The organism is Breoghania sp. L-A4, assembly GCF_003432385.1.
Classification (GTDB): Bacteria; Pseudomonadota; Alphaproteobacteria; order Rhizobiales; family Stappiaceae; genus Breoghania.
On sequence record NZ_CP031841.1, the window covers coordinates 2,165,233 to 2,179,995 of the forward strand.

General features: G+C 63.5%; 16 protein-coding genes and 1 pseudogene. 8 read left to right on the forward strand and 9 right to left on the reverse strand.

Annotated elements, in window-relative coordinates; genetic code table 11:
* Positions 1–4 precede the first annotated feature (4 nt).
* Entirely contained in the window at positions 5–892 is an 888-nt protein-coding gene (gene pssA / locus D1F64_RS10035; RefSeq protein ID WP_248304707.1) for a CDP-diacylglycerol--serine O-phosphatidyltransferase, read from the forward strand.
* An 85-nt stretch (positions 893–977) separates the two neighbouring features.
* Here the strand turns inward: pssA and D1F64_RS10040 are convergent, their stop codons facing one another.
* The 5 genes from D1F64_RS10040 to D1F64_RS10055 all read right to left on the reverse strand — a co-directional run bounded on the left by D1F64_RS10040 (position 978) and on the right by D1F64_RS10055 (position 6,603).
* Positions 978–4,298 (reverse strand): efflux RND transporter permease subunit, encoded by a 3,321-nt coding sequence (locus D1F64_RS10040; RefSeq protein WP_117412330.1) that lies wholly within the window; start codon positions 4,296–4,298, stop codon positions 978–980.
* Entirely contained in the window at positions 4,295–5,404 is a 1,110-nt protein-coding gene (locus D1F64_RS10045) for an efflux RND transporter periplasmic adaptor subunit (RefSeq protein WP_205470726.1), read from the reverse strand. Before D1F64_RS10045 ends, D1F64_RS10040 begins: the two co-directional genes overlap by 4 nt.
* A 47-nt stretch (positions 5,405–5,451) precedes the next feature.
* Positions 5,452–5,574, reverse strand: a complete 123-nt coding sequence (locus D1F64_RS25075; RefSeq protein ID WP_256372896.1) for a hypothetical protein — start codon at positions 5,572–5,574, stop codon at positions 5,452–5,454.
* Positions 5,571–6,029: a PadR family transcriptional regulator gene (locus tag D1F64_RS10050; protein WP_205470727.1), complete on the reverse strand. Its 459-nt coding sequence runs from the start codon at positions 6,027–6,029 to the stop codon at positions 5,571–5,573. Before D1F64_RS10050 ends, D1F64_RS25075 begins: the two co-directional genes overlap by 4 nt.
* A 328-nt stretch (positions 6,030–6,357) precedes the next feature.
* Entirely contained in the window at positions 6,358–6,603 is a 246-nt protein-coding gene (locus D1F64_RS10055; RefSeq protein ID WP_117412331.1) for a hypothetical protein, read from the reverse strand.
* A 297-nt stretch (positions 6,604–6,900) separates the two neighbouring features.
* On the opposite strand from D1F64_RS10055, the pseudogene puuE reads away from it, so the two are divergent.
* The 4 genes and pseudogenes from puuE to D1F64_RS10075 form a co-directional block, all read left to right on the forward strand.
* Positions 6,901–7,805: pseudogene (gene puuE, locus D1F64_RS10060) on the forward strand (allantoinase PuuE); the annotation flags it as partial.
* Between the two features lie 40 nt (positions 7,806–7,845).
* On the forward strand, positions 7,846–8,049 hold the full coding sequence (locus tag D1F64_RS10065; RefSeq protein ID WP_117412332.1) for a hypothetical protein: 204 nt from the start codon (positions 7,846–7,848) through the stop codon (positions 8,047–8,049).
* A gap of 377 nt (positions 8,050–8,426) precedes the next feature.
* A complete protein-coding gene (locus D1F64_RS10070; RefSeq protein ID WP_117412333.1) occupies positions 8,427–9,017 on the forward strand; it encodes a TRAP transporter small permease in 591 nt (196 codons plus the stop codon).
* On the forward strand, positions 9,017–10,339 hold the full coding sequence (locus D1F64_RS10075; RefSeq protein WP_117412334.1) for a TRAP transporter large permease: 1,323 nt from the start codon (positions 9,017–9,019) through the stop codon (positions 10,337–10,339). The genes D1F64_RS10070 and D1F64_RS10075 overlap by 1 nt, the downstream gene beginning before the upstream one ends.
* A gap of 85 nt (positions 10,340–10,424) precedes the next feature.
* Here the strand turns inward: D1F64_RS10075 and D1F64_RS10080 are convergent, their stop codons facing one another.
* Positions 10,425–10,784, reverse strand: coding sequence for a hypothetical protein (locus D1F64_RS10080; protein WP_205470728.1), 360 nt, complete (start codon positions 10,782–10,784; stop codon positions 10,425–10,427).
* 6 nt (positions 10,785–10,790) lie between these two features.
* Between D1F64_RS10080 and D1F64_RS23290 the strand changes: the two genes are divergently transcribed.
* Positions 10,791–11,030 (forward strand): hypothetical protein, encoded by a 240-nt coding sequence (locus D1F64_RS23290; protein WP_162901461.1) that lies wholly within the window; start codon positions 10,791–10,793, stop codon positions 11,028–11,030.
* 104 nt (positions 11,031–11,134) lie between these two features.
* The gene (gene paaC, locus D1F64_RS10085) at positions 11,135–11,911 is read left to right on the forward strand and encodes a 1,2-phenylacetyl-CoA epoxidase subunit PaaC (protein WP_248304708.1); all 777 of its coding nucleotides are present in this window, start codon (positions 11,135–11,137) and stop codon (positions 11,909–11,911) included.
* 113 nt (positions 11,912–12,024) lie between these two features.
* Here the strand turns inward: paaC and D1F64_RS10090 are convergent, their stop codons facing one another.
* The 3 genes from D1F64_RS10090 to paaI form a co-directional block, all read right to left on the reverse strand.
* Positions 12,025–12,444 (reverse strand): hypothetical protein, encoded by a 420-nt coding sequence (locus D1F64_RS10090; RefSeq protein ID WP_117412337.1) that lies wholly within the window; start codon positions 12,442–12,444, stop codon positions 12,025–12,027.
* A 98-nt stretch (positions 12,445–12,542) separates the two neighbouring features.
* Positions 12,543–12,740: a hypothetical protein gene (locus tag D1F64_RS10095; RefSeq protein WP_117412338.1), complete on the reverse strand. Its 198-nt coding sequence runs from the start codon at positions 12,738–12,740 to the stop codon at positions 12,543–12,545.
* 60 nt (positions 12,741–12,800) lie between these two features.
* Complete coding sequence (gene paaI / locus D1F64_RS10100; protein ID WP_117412339.1) at positions 12,801–13,289, reverse strand: hydroxyphenylacetyl-CoA thioesterase PaaI; 489 nt, start codon at positions 13,287–13,289, stop codon at positions 12,801–12,803.
* A gap of 780 nt (positions 13,290–14,069) precedes the next feature.
* Between paaI and D1F64_RS10105 the strand changes: the two genes are divergently transcribed.
* Positions 14,070–14,762: an ABC transporter ATP-binding protein gene (locus D1F64_RS10105; protein WP_117412340.1), complete on the forward strand. Its 693-nt coding sequence runs from the start codon at positions 14,070–14,072 to the stop codon at positions 14,760–14,762.
* Position 14,763: the final 1 nt, after the last annotated feature.

Genomic DNA, 14,763 nt, shown 5'->3' on the forward strand with positions numbered 1-14,763 from the left:
GACTGTGAGCACCCCGTTTGCGCCTTTCGAACCCGGCCCCAGCGCCCGCGACAAGCGTCAAAACCGCAAACGCAAGCCGCGCTTCCAGCGTGTGCCCTTGCGGATGATCCTGCCCAATCTGGTAACGCTGCTGGCGCTGTGCTCAGGCCTCACGGCCATTCGCATGGCGCTGGAAACCCGCTGGGACTGGGCCATTGGCGCGATCGTTCTGGCGGCACTGCTGGATGCGATCGACGGGCGGGTGGCGCGTCTGCTGCGGTCCACCTCACGGTTCGGGGCCGAACTCGACAGCCTGGCGGATTTCGTCAACTTCGGCGTGGCGCCGGCGATCATTCTGTACACCTGGATTCTCAGCGAGCTCAAATCGCTCGGCTGGATCGCGGTGCTGGTCTTCGCGATTTCCGCGGCCCTTCGGCTTGCGCGTTTCAACGTCGCGCTCGACGAGCCGGACAAACCTGCCTGGCAGGGCAACTATTTTGTCGGCATGCCGGCGCCCGCGGGCGCGCTTACGGTGCTGCTGCCGGTCTATCTCGATCTTCTGGGTCTGCTGGACCGCTGGAGCGAACTGGCGCCGCCGATTATCGCCTATGTGTTCGTGATCGCGTTTCTGATCGTCAGCCGCCTGCCGACCTATTCCGGCAAGCGGATCGGCGCGCGTGTGCGCCGGGATCTGGTGCTGCCGGTGTTCGTGGCCGTGGTGCTGCTCGTGGCGCTGGGCGTGAGCTATCCGTTTGAGGTGCTGACCGCCGCGTCGCTCGCCTATCTGGCGTCAATTCCCTTTGCCTGCCGCACCTGGCGGCGCAACCGCGACGCCCAGGAGGCCGCCACCGCGGACAAACCGTCCGGCGATGACGCTGCTCCAGACAATGGCGGCGCATCCGGCGGGGTCTGACGCCGGTCGCCGCCGCTGGAATGGACAAGGAAAAGGCGCGGAGCAATCCGCGCCTTTTCTGTCTTGTGGTGCTGTGTCGCCGCCGCTATTCGGCCGCGTCGGGCACGCCCGGCGGCGGTGTCCTGGGCTTGGCGGGCAGGGCGATGACCGCTGCGGAGGCGGCTTCCGCTGGACCCGTATCGGGTATCTCCGCTGGAGCATGAGGCACCGGTTGGCTGCCGGCTGTCTTGGGTTTGCGCCCGAACCATCTGCGGAACATCTCTGCCCATACCGATGGCATGACCAGCATTGTCGGGATCACCACCAGCGTCAGCAGGGTGGAGAAGGCCAGTCCGGCGATGACGGCCGTGGAGAGCTGCACCCACCACATCGACGTGATGCCGCCGACCGAGGCGACGCGGTTGAAGAAGTCGAAGTTGACCTGCGTCGCCATGGGAATGAGGCCGGCGATCGTCGTGATCGTGGTCAGCAGGATCGGCCGGATCCGCTGCGCCGAGGTTTTCAACACGGCCTCGAGAGGCTCGATGCCGTCGTCGCGGAACCGGTTGTAGGTGTCGATCAGCACGATCGCGTTGTTGACCACGATGCCCGCCAGCGCCACCACGCCGGTGCCGGTCATGATGATCGAGAACTTCTGGCCCGTGAGGATCAGTCCGATCAGCACGCCGAAGATCGACATGATCACGGTCGAGAGTGTCAGGAAGCTCTGGTAGAAGCTGTTGAACTGGGTGACCAGGATGATGAACATCAGGAACAGCGCGGCCATGGCGGCCTTGCCGAGGAACTCGCCGGCTTCCTTCTGCTCCTCGTCCGCGCCGCGGAACCTCATCGAGACCTGCTCGGGCCAGCTCTGCGTATCCAGCCACGCCTGCAGCTCCTTCACCTTGTCGTCGGGCAGGATGCCTTGTTCCTGCAGCACGTTGGCCTTCACGCTCATGGCGTAGAGACCGTCCTTGCGGGTGATGGAGGAGACTTTCGGTTGCGGCTTGCGGTCGACGAAATTGGCGATCGGGATCAGGCCCGTCGGCGTGCGCAGGCGCAGTGTGTCGAACCGGTCGAGCGTGCGCTCGCCTTCCGGCAGCCGGACGCGGATATCGACCTCGTCGTCGGAATCGTCGGGGCGGTACTTGCCGATCAGCACCCCGTTGGTAACGAGCTGCACCATGCCGCCCACCGCGCTGATGTCGGCCTGATAGCGTCCGGCCTGTTCACGGTCGATGGTGATCTGCCACTCGATGCCGGGAAGCGGCCGGTCGTCCTCGCGGTCGCGCAGGCCGTCCATGGTCTCCACATGGGCGCGAACCTTGCCGACGGTCTCGCGCAGCACGCGGTAGTCGGTGGACTTGATCTCCAGCCGCACGTCCTTGCCGGTCGGCGGTCCGCCCTCGACCTTGCGCACCTCCACCTTGATGCCGGCGAGCGGCGCCGTGCGCTCACGGATCTCGGCGAAGATGTCCACCGCCTTGCGGCGGCAGCAATAATCGGAGAGTTCCACGTTCAGCTCGCCGATCACGTCGGCGGGCTTGTCCTGGACGCCGCCGAGCTCCGGCCCGCCGCCGCTGGCGCCGCCGGAGGCGTAGGCGGTCATCACCACGTTGTCGACACCCGGGATCTGCAGGACCTCGCGTTCGACCTCGCTGACGAGATCACGCGCTTCCGCGGACGAGAAGTTGCCCCGGCCGGAGACCAGCACGATGGTCTGATCGGGCTCCTCGTCGACGAAGAATTCGACGCCCGCGGCGGTGTCCTTGAAGATCATGAAAATCGAGAAGCAGCCGGCGACGACGATACCGAGCAGCGCGATGTTGCCCAGAGGATTGCCCGCCAGCAGTTTCAGAAAGCGGACATAGAGCCCGGTGAAGCCGCTGACCTGGCTGACGTCGAAATGCGCTTCGCCCGCCAGACGTTTGGCATTGGCCACTTCCTCGGCGCTGGCCTTGCCCCGGCCGAGAAAACCGCCGGTCACCGGCAGGAAGATCAGCGCGGTGATCAGCGAGGCCGAGAGCACGATGATCACCATGATCGGCAGATAGCTCATGAACTCGCCGGAGACGCCCGGCCACAGCAGCATGGGCAGGAAGGCGGCCAGCGTCGTCGCCGTCGATGAGACGATCGGCCAGAACATGAGCTTCGCCGCGCGGATATAGGCCTCGCGCCGCGCCATGCCTTCGGCGACCTTGCGGTCGGCGTATTCGACGATGACGATGGCGCCGTCCACCAGCATGCCGACGGTCAGCACCAGGCCGAACATGACCATCATGTTCACCGTCATGCCGATACCGCCGAGAATGAGAAAGCCGACCATGAAGGACGTCGGGATCGCCAGGCCGATCAGCAGGGCGGAGCGCAGGCCGAGCGCCGCCACCACCACGATCATCACCAAAAAGATCGCGGTGAGGATCGAGGATTGCAGCGAGCCCTGGATCTCGTTGATGAAATCGGATTGATCGAGCAGGAAGTCGATGTGGATCGCATCGGGCCAGTCCTTCGTGGCCTGGGCGACGATCTCGCGCACCGCCTGATTGTTCTCGATGATGTTCTCGCCGATCCGCTTGGTCACCGAAATGGCGATCGCGGGATGGCCGTTGACGCGGGTGAAGCTCGTCGGGTCCTTGAAGGTGCGGCGGATCTCGGCCACGTCGCCCAGCGTCACCACGCCTTCCGCCTTCTGCTTGATCGGCAGCGAATAGATGTCTTCGCGGCTCTCGACAAGACCGGGAACCTTGACGTTGAAACGTCCCTTGCCGGTATCGAGGAACCCCGCCGGCACCAGCTGGTTGTTCTGCGACAGGGAGCTCAGCAATTCTCCTTGCGTGACGTCGTAGGACTCCAGCTTCATGCCGTCGATAACCACCTCGAGCTGCTCTTCCCGGTGGCCGGAAAGCGCGGCCTCGCGGACGGTCGAGATGGTCTCGATGTCGTCCTTGAGCTTGCGGGCGTGGCGATACAGCGTGCGTTCGGGAACCGTGCCCGACAGCGTCACGATGATGGTCGGCAGCAACGAGAAATTGGTTTCCGTGATCGTCGGTTCGTCGGCATCCTCCGGCAGCTCGGCCTTGGCCTCGTCCACCTTGTCGCGCACGTCGGCAAGCGCCGCGTCCTTGTCGAAGTCGATGGAGAATTCCAGGATCACCGCCGCGTGGCCTTCCGAGGCCACCGCGGTCAGTTCCTTCAATCCGTCCAGACTGCGCAGCGCCGTTTCCATCGGACGCACCAGCAACCGCTCAGCGTCCTCCGGCGAAATGCCTTGCTGGGATATGGAAACGTAGAAGACCGGCACGTCGATGTCGGGATTGGCTTCCTTGGGGATCGACACATAGGCGAGCGCGCCCGCGGCCAGCATCACCATCATCATGGTGAGGACCGTGCGCGGTCTCCTGAGGATGGATTCGAGAGCGCCGATCATGACTGGGCCTCCCCGGCCTTTGCTTCAGCGGCTTCGACGGTCTGGCCATCGCGGACATAATCCTGGCCGACCGTGATGATGCGGACGCGTTCGGGCAACCCGCGGACCCACACCCCGTCGCGCTCGGCGCCAAGGATGGGGGTCGGATAGAAGGTGACCTTGCCGTCGGCGTCCACGGCGCGGACGCCGATCTCGCCCGCGTCATTGAGGGTCATGATGCCCGGCGAGATGAAATGCGCATGGACCGCATCAAGCGCCACGGTCGCGAATGCCGTCACGCCGTCGCGCAGGGCGCCGTCGGGATTGTCGATTTCGATTTCCACACGGAAGGTGCGGGTTTCAGGATCCGCCGACGGCGAGATGTAGCGGATGGTGCCGGTCACCGTTTCGCCGGTCACCAGAGACACCCGGGCCTCGAGACCTGTCACCAGCTTGGATATGTCGTCTTCGGATACCTGGCCGATGGTCAGCAGCGGATCGGCGTTGATAAGCGTTGCGCAGATCTGGCCCGCGGCCAGCATGGACCCGACCTCCGCCATCTTGCTTTCCACCGCACCGGCGATCGGCGCGCGCACTTCGGTGCGCTCCAGTTCGATTTCCGCCTCGCGCAGGCCAGCGGTCGCCGCATCCAGCGCGGCTTTCAGCGCGGCCACGCGGGTTTCAGCCGTAAAGCCCTTGCTGCTGAGTTGCGTTGCCGCCTCGAAGTCGAGTTTTGCCTGCGCCAGACGGGCCCTGGACTCCAGAACCTTGGCCTCACGCGCGCCGGCGTCGATACGGCAGAGCAGATCGCCGGCCTCGACGCGGGAGCCTTCTGTCACGTGGCGCTCGGCGACCTTGCCGCTGGTCTCTGTCCGCACTTCGACCTTGGCATCGGCCTCCGTGCGGCCGCGGATTTCCAGCGCCGCCCGGCGGGTCTGGGCGTCAAACGTCACAACCCGGACACGGAACGGCTTTTCGCTCGCCTCGTTGCGCACGGCCGGCGGCTCGACGCCGCCCTCGGCTTCGGCGCGGCCGCCGACGATAATGTCGCCGGTCGCCATCCAGCCGGCGACGGCTGCTGTCATCCATAGGGCAAGCAGATAGGAAAAACGGATCTTCATCCTCATAAGAGGCTCCAACTCGGTCGTCGTGGTCGACGGAAATGCTTCTATAACTACTCTGCGGCTTCGGGCGTTTTCCCGTCGACGACCATCTGGTGACGTTTGGCTTGCGCCTTCGCCGAAATGGCTTCCAACCGGTCGCGGTTCGCCTCAAGATAGGCCCGCTTCTGGGTCACGCAATGAATGCCGAAGTCGACGGCCCACCGCGTGGCTTCATTGCCACACTCGGCGAGCATCGCTCCCAGGCGGTCCAGGTCGTGGTTGATTTGCGCCATGTGCAGGTCCGTTGCCGCGCGAATGCGCTCGGGGTGACGAGTTCCGCGCAGACCGCGATCAACAGGAACTGCGAACGGAACAGATCAGGTGCCTGCGGCTCGGCCAGCGCCTTCATGAATTCCTCACGGCCCGATGCCGTGATCGAGTAAACCTTGCGTGCGGGCTTGCCCTGTTTGGTTTCCTCCCGAGCCGTGACCATGCCGTCGGCCTCCAGCCGCGCCAGCGCCGGATAGATCGAGCCGAAGCTGGCGTCGACGAAGTGGCTGAAGCTGCCTTCCGTCGACTGCTTCTTGATTTCGTATCCCGTCGCTTCGCCCAGATACAGAATGGCGAGACAGAGCGAGCGGACGTTCATGGTGATCGTTCCTGTGGTTGCCGCCAGGAATGTTCCCGCGCGGCGAGGTTCGGCTTGTAATGTTTCAGGTCGGCCGCTCAAGTACAGCAAGCGGCCTCTGTCATATTGGACGGCTCGGGTGCAGGGAGAGGAGCGCCGACGGCCATGCGACGGACGGCGCGGATCAATAAGTATGCTCAGTCGATATATGCTCGTCCGATATATGGACATTCCCGATCTCTGTCAATACGGACAGGGTGCAGTGCACGCGCGTCAGCCGATCATCAAATCGTGATCAGCCGGCGGCCAGCCCATAAATTAGATATATCAAATAAAAACAGGGACTTGCTCAGCCGTGCCGCGGCAAGGCCCTGCGTTTCCTGACCGCCTCGACACGTGCGCCAAGGCCGACATGCGGGAACGCGCGGCGCAAGGCTGCGAACGCCTCGGCGGATGAGGTTGCCGGCAAGGTGTCGAGCAGGGCCAGCATGTCGCTGATGCTGCGATCGCCATCGTCGATGACGGTCGCGGAGCCACGCGCGAAGTCGTCGTCAAGACGCCCTTCCGTGGTGCTGGCTGGGGCGGAACCGCGCACTGGAGCTTCGTGTATTGATTCGCGGGTGTCGTCCAGTGCGACAGATGGATCCGTGTCAATACTGAGTAGAAGTCGCATGTTTCACTCTTTTTATGCTTCTCTGCTGTGCAGACTATGCTTGTTTCAGGGGCAATTCCTGTCCCAGCCCAGGGAATTGCGGTGTGGGCCTCAATAAAGCAGGTTTCGGGCCAGAATTTTGCCCTGTGCCCCACGTACGGATTTGCGCATATTGATCTGCCACTCCGAGCCGGCGCGCCGGACTTCGGCAGACATGCGGTTAACAGATGGACTTGAACGATGAATGACGCCTATCCCCGCGACATGATCGGCTACGGCCGAACCACGCCCGATCCGCGTTGGCCGGGACGGGCCAAGGTCGCGGTTCAATTCGTGATCAACTACGAGGAAGGTGCGGAGAACAACATTCTGCACGGCGATGCGGCGTCGGAAGCCTTTCTGTCCGAGATCGTCGGCGCTCAACCCTGGCCGGGCCAGCGGCACATGAACATGGAGTCGATCTACGAATACGGCTCGCGCGCCGGTTTCTGGCGGTTGTGGCGGCAGTTCACCGGCCGCGACATTCCGGTGACCGTTTACGGTGTGGCAACCGCGCTGGCCCGCAACCCGGAGGTGGTGGCGGCCATGAAGGAGGCGGATTGGGAGATCGCCTCGCACGGCCTGAAATGGATCGAGTACAAGGACGCCACGATCGAGCGCGAGCGCGCCGATCTGGCCGAGGCGATCCGGCTGCACACCGAGGTGACCGGCAGCCGCCCCTGGGCTTCTATCTCGGCCGCAGTTCCGTCAACACCATCCCGCTGGCGATGGAAGAGGGCGGCTTTCTGTATCTCTCTGACGCCTATGCCGACGATCTGCCCTATTGGATTGACGGGCCGGGCGGCCACCACCTGATCATTCCCTATACGCTCGACGCCAACGACATGCGGTTCGCGACGCCCCAGGGCTTCAATTCGGGCGACCAGTTCTTCGCCTATCTGAAGGACAGTTTCGACGTGCTGTACGAGGAGGGCGAAAACGGGTCTGCGAAAATGATGTCCGTCGGGCTGCACTGCCGCCTAGCGGGGCGCCCGGGCCGCGCCGCGGCGCTCGCCCGCTTCCTCGACTACGTGTCGTCCAGGGAGGGTGTCTGGCTGCCCCGCCGCATCGACATCGCCCGCCACTGGCACGCCCATCACAAGCCCGCCTGAACGCAAGGACAAGTACGAAAGCCTTCCCGACGATTTGAAGAAGGTCATCGGCGACAACGCGGGTCTTGAGACCTCGCGTCTGGCCGGTGCCGCCATGGACGATGGCGACAAGGCCGGTCCGGGCGCCGCCGGGAATGCCGGCAACAACCGGATCCTTCTTGATGCTGCCGAGACGCAGCGCCGGATGGATGCGTCGGCCAACGTCGAAGGCGAATGGGGTGCGGAGATGCGGAGATGAAGGAGCGCGGCATCGACGGCGCGGCGCTCGTCAAGGACGCCCGCGAGATGATCGCCAAATACGCGGCGCAGTAACCGCTTGTTGGCGACGGCAGGCCCTTGCCCTTTGGGCGGCGTTCGCGAGGCAAGGGTGCATGACGCGCACACTTGCGATACGAATGGGCCCGGGATAGTCCCGGGGCCCTGCATGCCCGCGCGAGGACTCCGCGGTTGCTTCAGGGCCATCGCCGAAAATAATGTGCAATTTTCTAACTGTTATGGCACATACCATTCTATGGCGGTCCGGCGGCTCGGATTCTGTCCGCGAAACAGTTGAATACGGATGTCTGACAATGGGCACGCGCTTCCGGCGCGCGCTGCAAATCCCGGGGAAAGTGGATGAACAGTCCAGCAAATGGCGCGCACGGCGGCCCTGCGAAAGGGATCGCCCCAGACCTTGAGCGGCGCGTCGGGCTTGTGGTCGACACGCTTGCGCGCTGGCTTGCATTGGCCGGAGGCCTTGTCCTGATCGCGCTCACAGTGATGAGCGTGATCAGCATCGTTGGCCGCAGTCTTGTCGGTGTGAGCGACTTCTGGCCGTTGAGCGTCATGGGACCGGTGACAGGCGACTTCGAACTGGTGGAAGCCGGATGCGCCTTCGCCGTCTTCGCGTTTCTGCCGTGGTGCCAGATGCGCCGCGGCCATGTCACCGTCGACGTGTTTGTCTCCGCGCTCGGTCCGCGCGCGCGCGCGGCCTTGACGCTTGCCGGCAACATCCTTCTCGCGGTAACCGCCGTGCTGATCGCCTGGCGCCTGTGGCTGGGCATGCTCGACAAGAAGGCCTATTCCGAGACGACCTTCATCCTGCAGATGCCCTCATGGTGGGGATACGCGGCGGCGATGGTCGGCGCGGTCATGTTCGCGGTCGTGTCCGCATACACCATCTGGCGCAGCCTGAACGAAATGCTGGGTGACGGGGAACGCGCCTGATGAGTAATCTTGAGTTGGCCGGAGCCTCCTTCGTCGTCCTGTTGCTGTTGATCTTCATCCGCATTCCGATCGGGCTGGCGATGCTCGTCTGCGGCATCGGCGGCACCGTGCTCGTAACAGGCAGTTGGGTGCCGATCCTGGCGCAGATGAAGTCGCTGACCTACGACACGTTTTCCAGTTACTCTCTGTCGATCGTGCCGCTGTTTCTGCTGATGGGGCAGTTCGCCACCCGATCGGGGATGTCGGAGGGCCTGTTCAAGGCTGCCGCCGCCTTCGTTGGCCATCGCCGGGGCGGCATCGCCATGTCGGCTGTCGCGGGCTGTGCCGGCTTTGGCGCCATTTGCGGCTCATCGCTCGCCACCGCCGCCACCATGGCGCAGGTGGCGCTGCCGGAAATGCGCCGCTACGGCTATTCGGGCGGTCTTTCGACGGGCGCGCTGGCCGCCGGCGGAACGCTCGGCATTCTCATTCCGCCGTCGTTCGTTCTGGTGATCTACGCGATCCTCGCCGAGCAGAACATCGCGAAAATGTTCGTGGCCGCCTTCGTGCCCGGCATTCTCGCCGCCATCGGCTACATGATCACCGTGTCGCTGATCGTCCGGTTCAATCCGTCCGCCGCCAAGCCGGCCGAAAAGGTTTCCGGCGCCGCGCGCACCGCGGCCATTCTCGACATCTGGCCGGTGGCGCTGATTTTCCTGCTCGTTATCGGCGGCATCTATGCCGGCTGGTTCACCCCGACCGAAGGCGCGGCCGTCGGTGCCGCGGGCACCGGGCTCCTTGCCCTGATGCGCCGTCAGCTCGGCCTCAAGGCGCTGGGATCGTGTATTCTGTCAACCGCGGTCTCCACCGGCATGATCTTCTTCATCGTCTTCGGTGCTGGCGTGTTCAACTCGTTTCTCGCTTTCACCCAGATGCCGCAGACGGTGGCCATGTGGGTTGGAGAAAGCGGCTTCAACCCGTGGTGGGTGATGGCCGCGATCCTGCTGTGCTATCTGGTCTTCGGCTGTCTGATGGACTCCGTCTCGATGATCCTGCTGACGGTGCCGATCTTCTTCCCCATCGTCATGGCGCTGGACTTCGGCATGCCGGCGGAAGACACCGCCATCTGGTTCGGCATTCTCGTGCTGATCGTCGTGGAGGTGGGGCTCATCACTCCGCCGGTGGGCATGAACCTGTTCATCATCAACTCGATGGCCAAGGACGTGCCGATGACCGCGACGTATCGCGGCGTGATGCCCTTCGTGGCGTCGGACCTGATCCGGGTGGTCATCCTGACGGCCTTCCCGGCCATCACGCTGGCGCTGATGCACCTGCTGTACTGATCCGCCATTCAGTGCGGCTCAAAAACGAAAACGGCCTCCCGGCGGTGTCACCGGGAGGCCGTTTTCGTTTTCAGCGATGGGATGGTCAATAGCGCCCGAGTTCCACGCGCGCCTGACCGAGCACCTTGCCGCCCTTGCCGACGGCCTTGAGATCGGCGAAATACTGGTTACCGCGGCCGCCTGAGCAGGGCGGCAGATATCCGCGTGACGCATATTTGCCACTTGCGCGAGCCGCCTTGATGACCTTTGCGCCGCCGGGCAGTGATGTCGAATTGGCGGGGAGGTTGGCCGCGTTGCCCTTCACCGGGTATCCGATGACGCCGTGGCCACCATTGCGCGACAGCGGCTTGTAGCTGCGCTCATTGAACTCCGCGTGTATCCATTCCGTGCCTTTGGGAAGCCCGCTCACCTTCATCGGCGGCGTCTTGCCGTTGCCGCCGAACAACGTGCAGTGCTGACCGGAAGGAACGGTGCGGCCATTCCAGCCACCACTCAGTTGGCCCTGAAATCAGCGGCCTGGGCAGGCATTGAAAACAGGATCGCGGCGGCGGTAGCGGTCGTGAAAAGCCTTGGTATGCGCGTGCGGTTGTGCCTCCTCAACCGAGAACAGCAGGACATCGGCAATTCTGCGAGGATCAATGAGCTGGAGAGCTTTTGGTCTCGTACCGGCGAGCGCTCGATTCCGCGATGACAGTGTCCGAACGATCGGTAATGTATGGGCTGGCGCGCCAGAGAGCCGGCCCCGGCCGGGAGGCAGGTGGCGTCGGGGCCGGTGGTGAACAGCGGAGAAAAATCGTGCCGTCCGATACCGAACGTTTGCTGTTTCGCTACTGTCTGGGACTTGCCGACGATGCGGCGATCCTGAGCCTGCGGCTTGGTGAATGGACCGGCCGCGCGCCGGGGCTTGACGAGGATATCGCGCTGACCAATATCGCGCTGGATCTGCTCGGCCAGGCACGCGCGCTTTACGGCTATGCGGCGGAACTGGAGGGAGAGGGGCGGCACGAGGACGAACTGGCCTATCTGAGGGCCGAGCAGGATTTCTACAACGTCTTGCTGGTCGAACAGCCGAACGGCGATTTCACGTCGACAATGGCGCGGCAGTTCCTGTTCTCCGCCGTCCGGCATCCCTTCTGGCTCGAGATGCGCGGATCGGCCGATGGCGTTTTGGCCCGTCTTGCCGACGAGACGGAGCGGCAGTTCGCGCGCCATCTGCGTCTGACCGGTGACTGGCTTATCCGGCGCGGTGGCGAGACGGAGATCGGCAACGAGGATTGCGTCGCCGCGTTCTCGCTGCTGTGGCCGTATTTCGATGAACTGCTGGAATGCGACGCGCTGAGCGAGGCGCTTATACTGCGTGGCGCAGCGGTGGATCCGAGGACGATCCGCGGCGATGTGGACGCGACGCTGCGCGACGTGCTCACGCGGGCGAATCTGGTGCGTCCCACCGACAGCTTTGTTCGCAGCGGCGGACGGCAGGGGCGGCACAGCTCGCACCTCGGCCCGCTGCTGGCCAGGATGCAGCCCATGCAGCGCGCCTTTCCGGGGCTTCGGTGGGATCCGATGACGTAACGCAAGTCAGAACCGCGTGCCGCGGTGAGCGATTGGCCGGCTGCAAGCGATTGACCGGCTGCTTTTGACGCGTCCGTCCCCTGTTCGGGACTGCCATTCGGGCGTGTTGGCCGTCACGCAGCCTGTGTCGGGAGGATGAAGACCCGTCGGGCGAGGGGACTTGCGAGCTGTTCGGGCGTATAGATGCCGGCGAGCGGATTGGAATTCAGCAAATCCGGATTGGAGCGCGCGAAGGCCTGCCAGTCGCCGCCGTGTGCATCGCCGGCCATGCGCACGTGCACCAGCGCCATGAAGGCCACGGTGATCGTTTCGTGATATTTTTCGGGCACGCCGGCCTTCCCCGCGATGGCCTTCAGCGCCACGGACATCCGCTGCAGGGCGGGCGCGAACTCCCGCGTCGCGTTCAGCAGCAGGTAGGCCGCGCGCACATGGGAAAAATGGCCGAAGTCTCGCGGTGAAATAGCGGTGGTCTCGACGGCGGCGAGGAACGCGTCGTCGGAAAGCGAAGCGGGATCAATCGTGTCAGTTGTCATTGCGGGCACCCGATGTTTGCGGATTTTATGTACCATGGTAACTTGGTACATTCAATCGGTGTGAGTGCGGATACATCTCCAGCTCGGCTTGCCCGAACTCAGGTCTGCGACGGGCGCACGTGTTTGAGCAGTTCCCAAACGGGCAGCGCCGTCAGGCCGCCGATCACACCGGCAATGTAGCCGGGCATCGTCCATCCGGTGGCATACATCCAGATCAGGCCCGTGAGGTAGCTGGTGGCCAGCATCGCAACAACGGTTATGACAAGTCTTTGCCAGAGCGGCAGCAGCAGATTCATGAAATATACCCTCAGATGCGCGAAAAGCTGATCACACCATAAAGGCCCTTCTTGCCGGTGTCAGGGTTTTGCCGAAGAATCGGACCCGATGACGTCGGGCGTGCCGGTGCTCTCAGGCAGAAGCGCGCCGCCAATGGCGCGCGAATGCCCGCGCAACTCGGCGATCATCGTTCCCTGCGCGGTGGCGACGCTGATGTCGTACAGGCCCGATCGGCCGCTGCGCCAGCGCTCGGTGGCCGTGGCAATCAGCTTGTCGCCCAGCCGCGCGGGGTGCAGGAACGAAACCGTGCATTGCTGGGCGACGGTCACCTGGTTGTGGGTGTTTGCGGCGAATGCGAAGGCGCTGTCTCCAAGAGTGAAGATGTAACCGCCGTGGCAGATCGCGTGGCCGTTGACCATCGACGCTGTGACCATCATCGACAGGCTGGCGCGGCCCGTCTCCACCTGTTCCAGCGTCATGCCGAGGTTTCGCGACGCAGCGTCATTGCCCCACATGGCCAGTGCGCAGGCGCGCGCCAAGCCGTCCGCGGCCTTGGTGTCGTCCGTCATCACGCATCCTCCGGCCGCATAAACCCCGGCTTTCCCGTGTGTGAAAATGCGGCGGCGCTTTCGGCGTTGCCGGCCGCGCGTGCCACCTGGGACTGCAGGTCGCGCGCACGTCGAGCATATCGCTCATCTTATGGTTTCCGCCAATGTCGTGCGCTGTCAAACGAGGCCCATTCCGCGGCAGACTGTCGGCGCCGGAAGTGTCCCGGATCGCTCAGGCGCAAAGCATCGATGGTTCCGGATGCGCAACAGTTCCACCGCCCGATGTTACACTGTCGCGCCCAGGGGTTCACAAATAGCCGCATTTGAGGTGCATATGCGGCAAATGGCAGCGAACGCGGATGGTTGAATTTGGAACTATGCGCATCGTTTGTCCCTTGGTACTGTTGTTTGTGGCGGGTGTGGACGTGATTTGCGTCCCTTGAAGCGGAATTTCCGTTGGTATCCGGCGTTTGCGGACATGTTTGGGGCGATGTGCCGGTATGTCCGAGCGACGGGGAAACGGCATCGCTTTCGTTCGATGGCAGACTTGCGATCGGCAGGCGCTCGGCCATGGCGGACGACGAGGTTTGCATGGGATTTCGGAGTGACATTGGGTTGTCAGGGGCGGCGTCTCTGATCGGAATCATGGTGCGCAGTGGAGTTTGCTGAGACGTGAGTGATCACCAGTCCGATAGTCCGTCCGGGGTCGGGAGCGGCACGCGGGGGCGTTCACGCGCGAGCTTGGGCAGGCAATCCGTGGCCGCATTTCGTCATGCTCTGGGCAGCGCCGTTGGCGCAACGATGATCGACGAGGACGCGGCCCCGGCTGAGGCGGCGCCGCTTCAAAATCTTCGCTTCCACAACGTATCCAAACACTATGCGACCAAGGAAGGTCCGCGTTGCGTGCTCGACAATTTGTCGATCGATTTTCCGCGCGGCCGCAATATTGCGATCCTCGGCCGCAACGGTGCCGGCAAGTCGACCCTGATGCGTCTGATCGCCGGCGTTGAGGCGCCAAGCAGCGGCAACGTCGAGCGGCTTACGCGCGTGTCCTGGCCCATCGGCTTCAGCGGCGGTGTGCATGCCAAACTGAGCGGGTTTGAGAATTGCAGGTTCATCGCCCGCATCTACAATGCCGATCCGCGCGAGGTCACAGAATTCGTTGACGAATTCTCCGATCTCGGCGAGTATTTTCACATGCCGGTACAGACGTATTCATCGGGCATGCGCGCCAAACTCGCCTTCGGCATGAGCATGGCGATTCAATTCGACTGCTACCTGATTGACGAGTTGACGGCGGTGGGGGACGAGCGGTTCCGCAAGAAATGTCACGAGGCGTTCAGCACGAGACTTGCGGCGGCGGATATTATTATGGTTTCCCATCAGCCCGGCACGATGAAAGATTATTGCGACATGGCCGCCGTGTTGAAAGACGGCCATATTCGTTTCTTCGATAGTGTCGATGAAGCGATTGCGATCTATAAGGAACTTTGAG

Excerpts from the sequence above, each read along its gene's own strand:
- D1F64_RS10040 (WP_117412330.1), bottom strand. The coding sequence starts at position 4,298 with ATGATCGGCGCTCTCGAATCCATCCTCAGGAGACCGCGCACGGTCCTC.
- D1F64_RS10045 (WP_205470726.1), bottom strand. The coding sequence starts at position 5,404 with ATGAGGATGAAGATCCGTTTTTCCTATCTGCTTGCCCTATGGATGACA.
- D1F64_RS10050 (WP_205470727.1), bottom strand. The coding sequence starts at position 6,029 with ATGAACGTCCGCTCGCTCTGTCTCGCCATTCTGTATCTGGGCGAAGCG.
- D1F64_RS10070 (WP_117412333.1), top strand. The coding sequence starts at position 8,427 with ATGAACAGTCCAGCAAATGGCGCGCACGGCGGCCCTGCGAAAGGGATC.
- D1F64_RS10075 (WP_117412334.1), top strand. The coding sequence starts at position 9,017 with ATGAGTAATCTTGAGTTGGCCGGAGCCTCCTTCGTCGTCCTGTTGCTG.
- D1F64_RS10090 (WP_117412337.1), bottom strand. The coding sequence starts at position 12,444 with ATGACAACTGACACGATTGATCCCGCTTCGCTTTCCGACGACGCGTTC.
- D1F64_RS10095 (WP_117412338.1), bottom strand. The coding sequence starts at position 12,740 with ATGAATCTGCTGCTGCCGCTCTGGCAAAGACTTGTCATAACCGTTGTT.
- paaI (WP_117412339.1), bottom strand. The coding sequence starts at position 13,289 with ATGACGGACGACACCAAGGCCGCGGACGGCTTGGCGCGCGCCTGCGCA.
- D1F64_RS10105 (WP_117412340.1), top strand. The coding sequence starts at position 14,070 with ATGATCGACGAGGACGCGGCCCCGGCTGAGGCGGCGCCGCTTCAAAAT.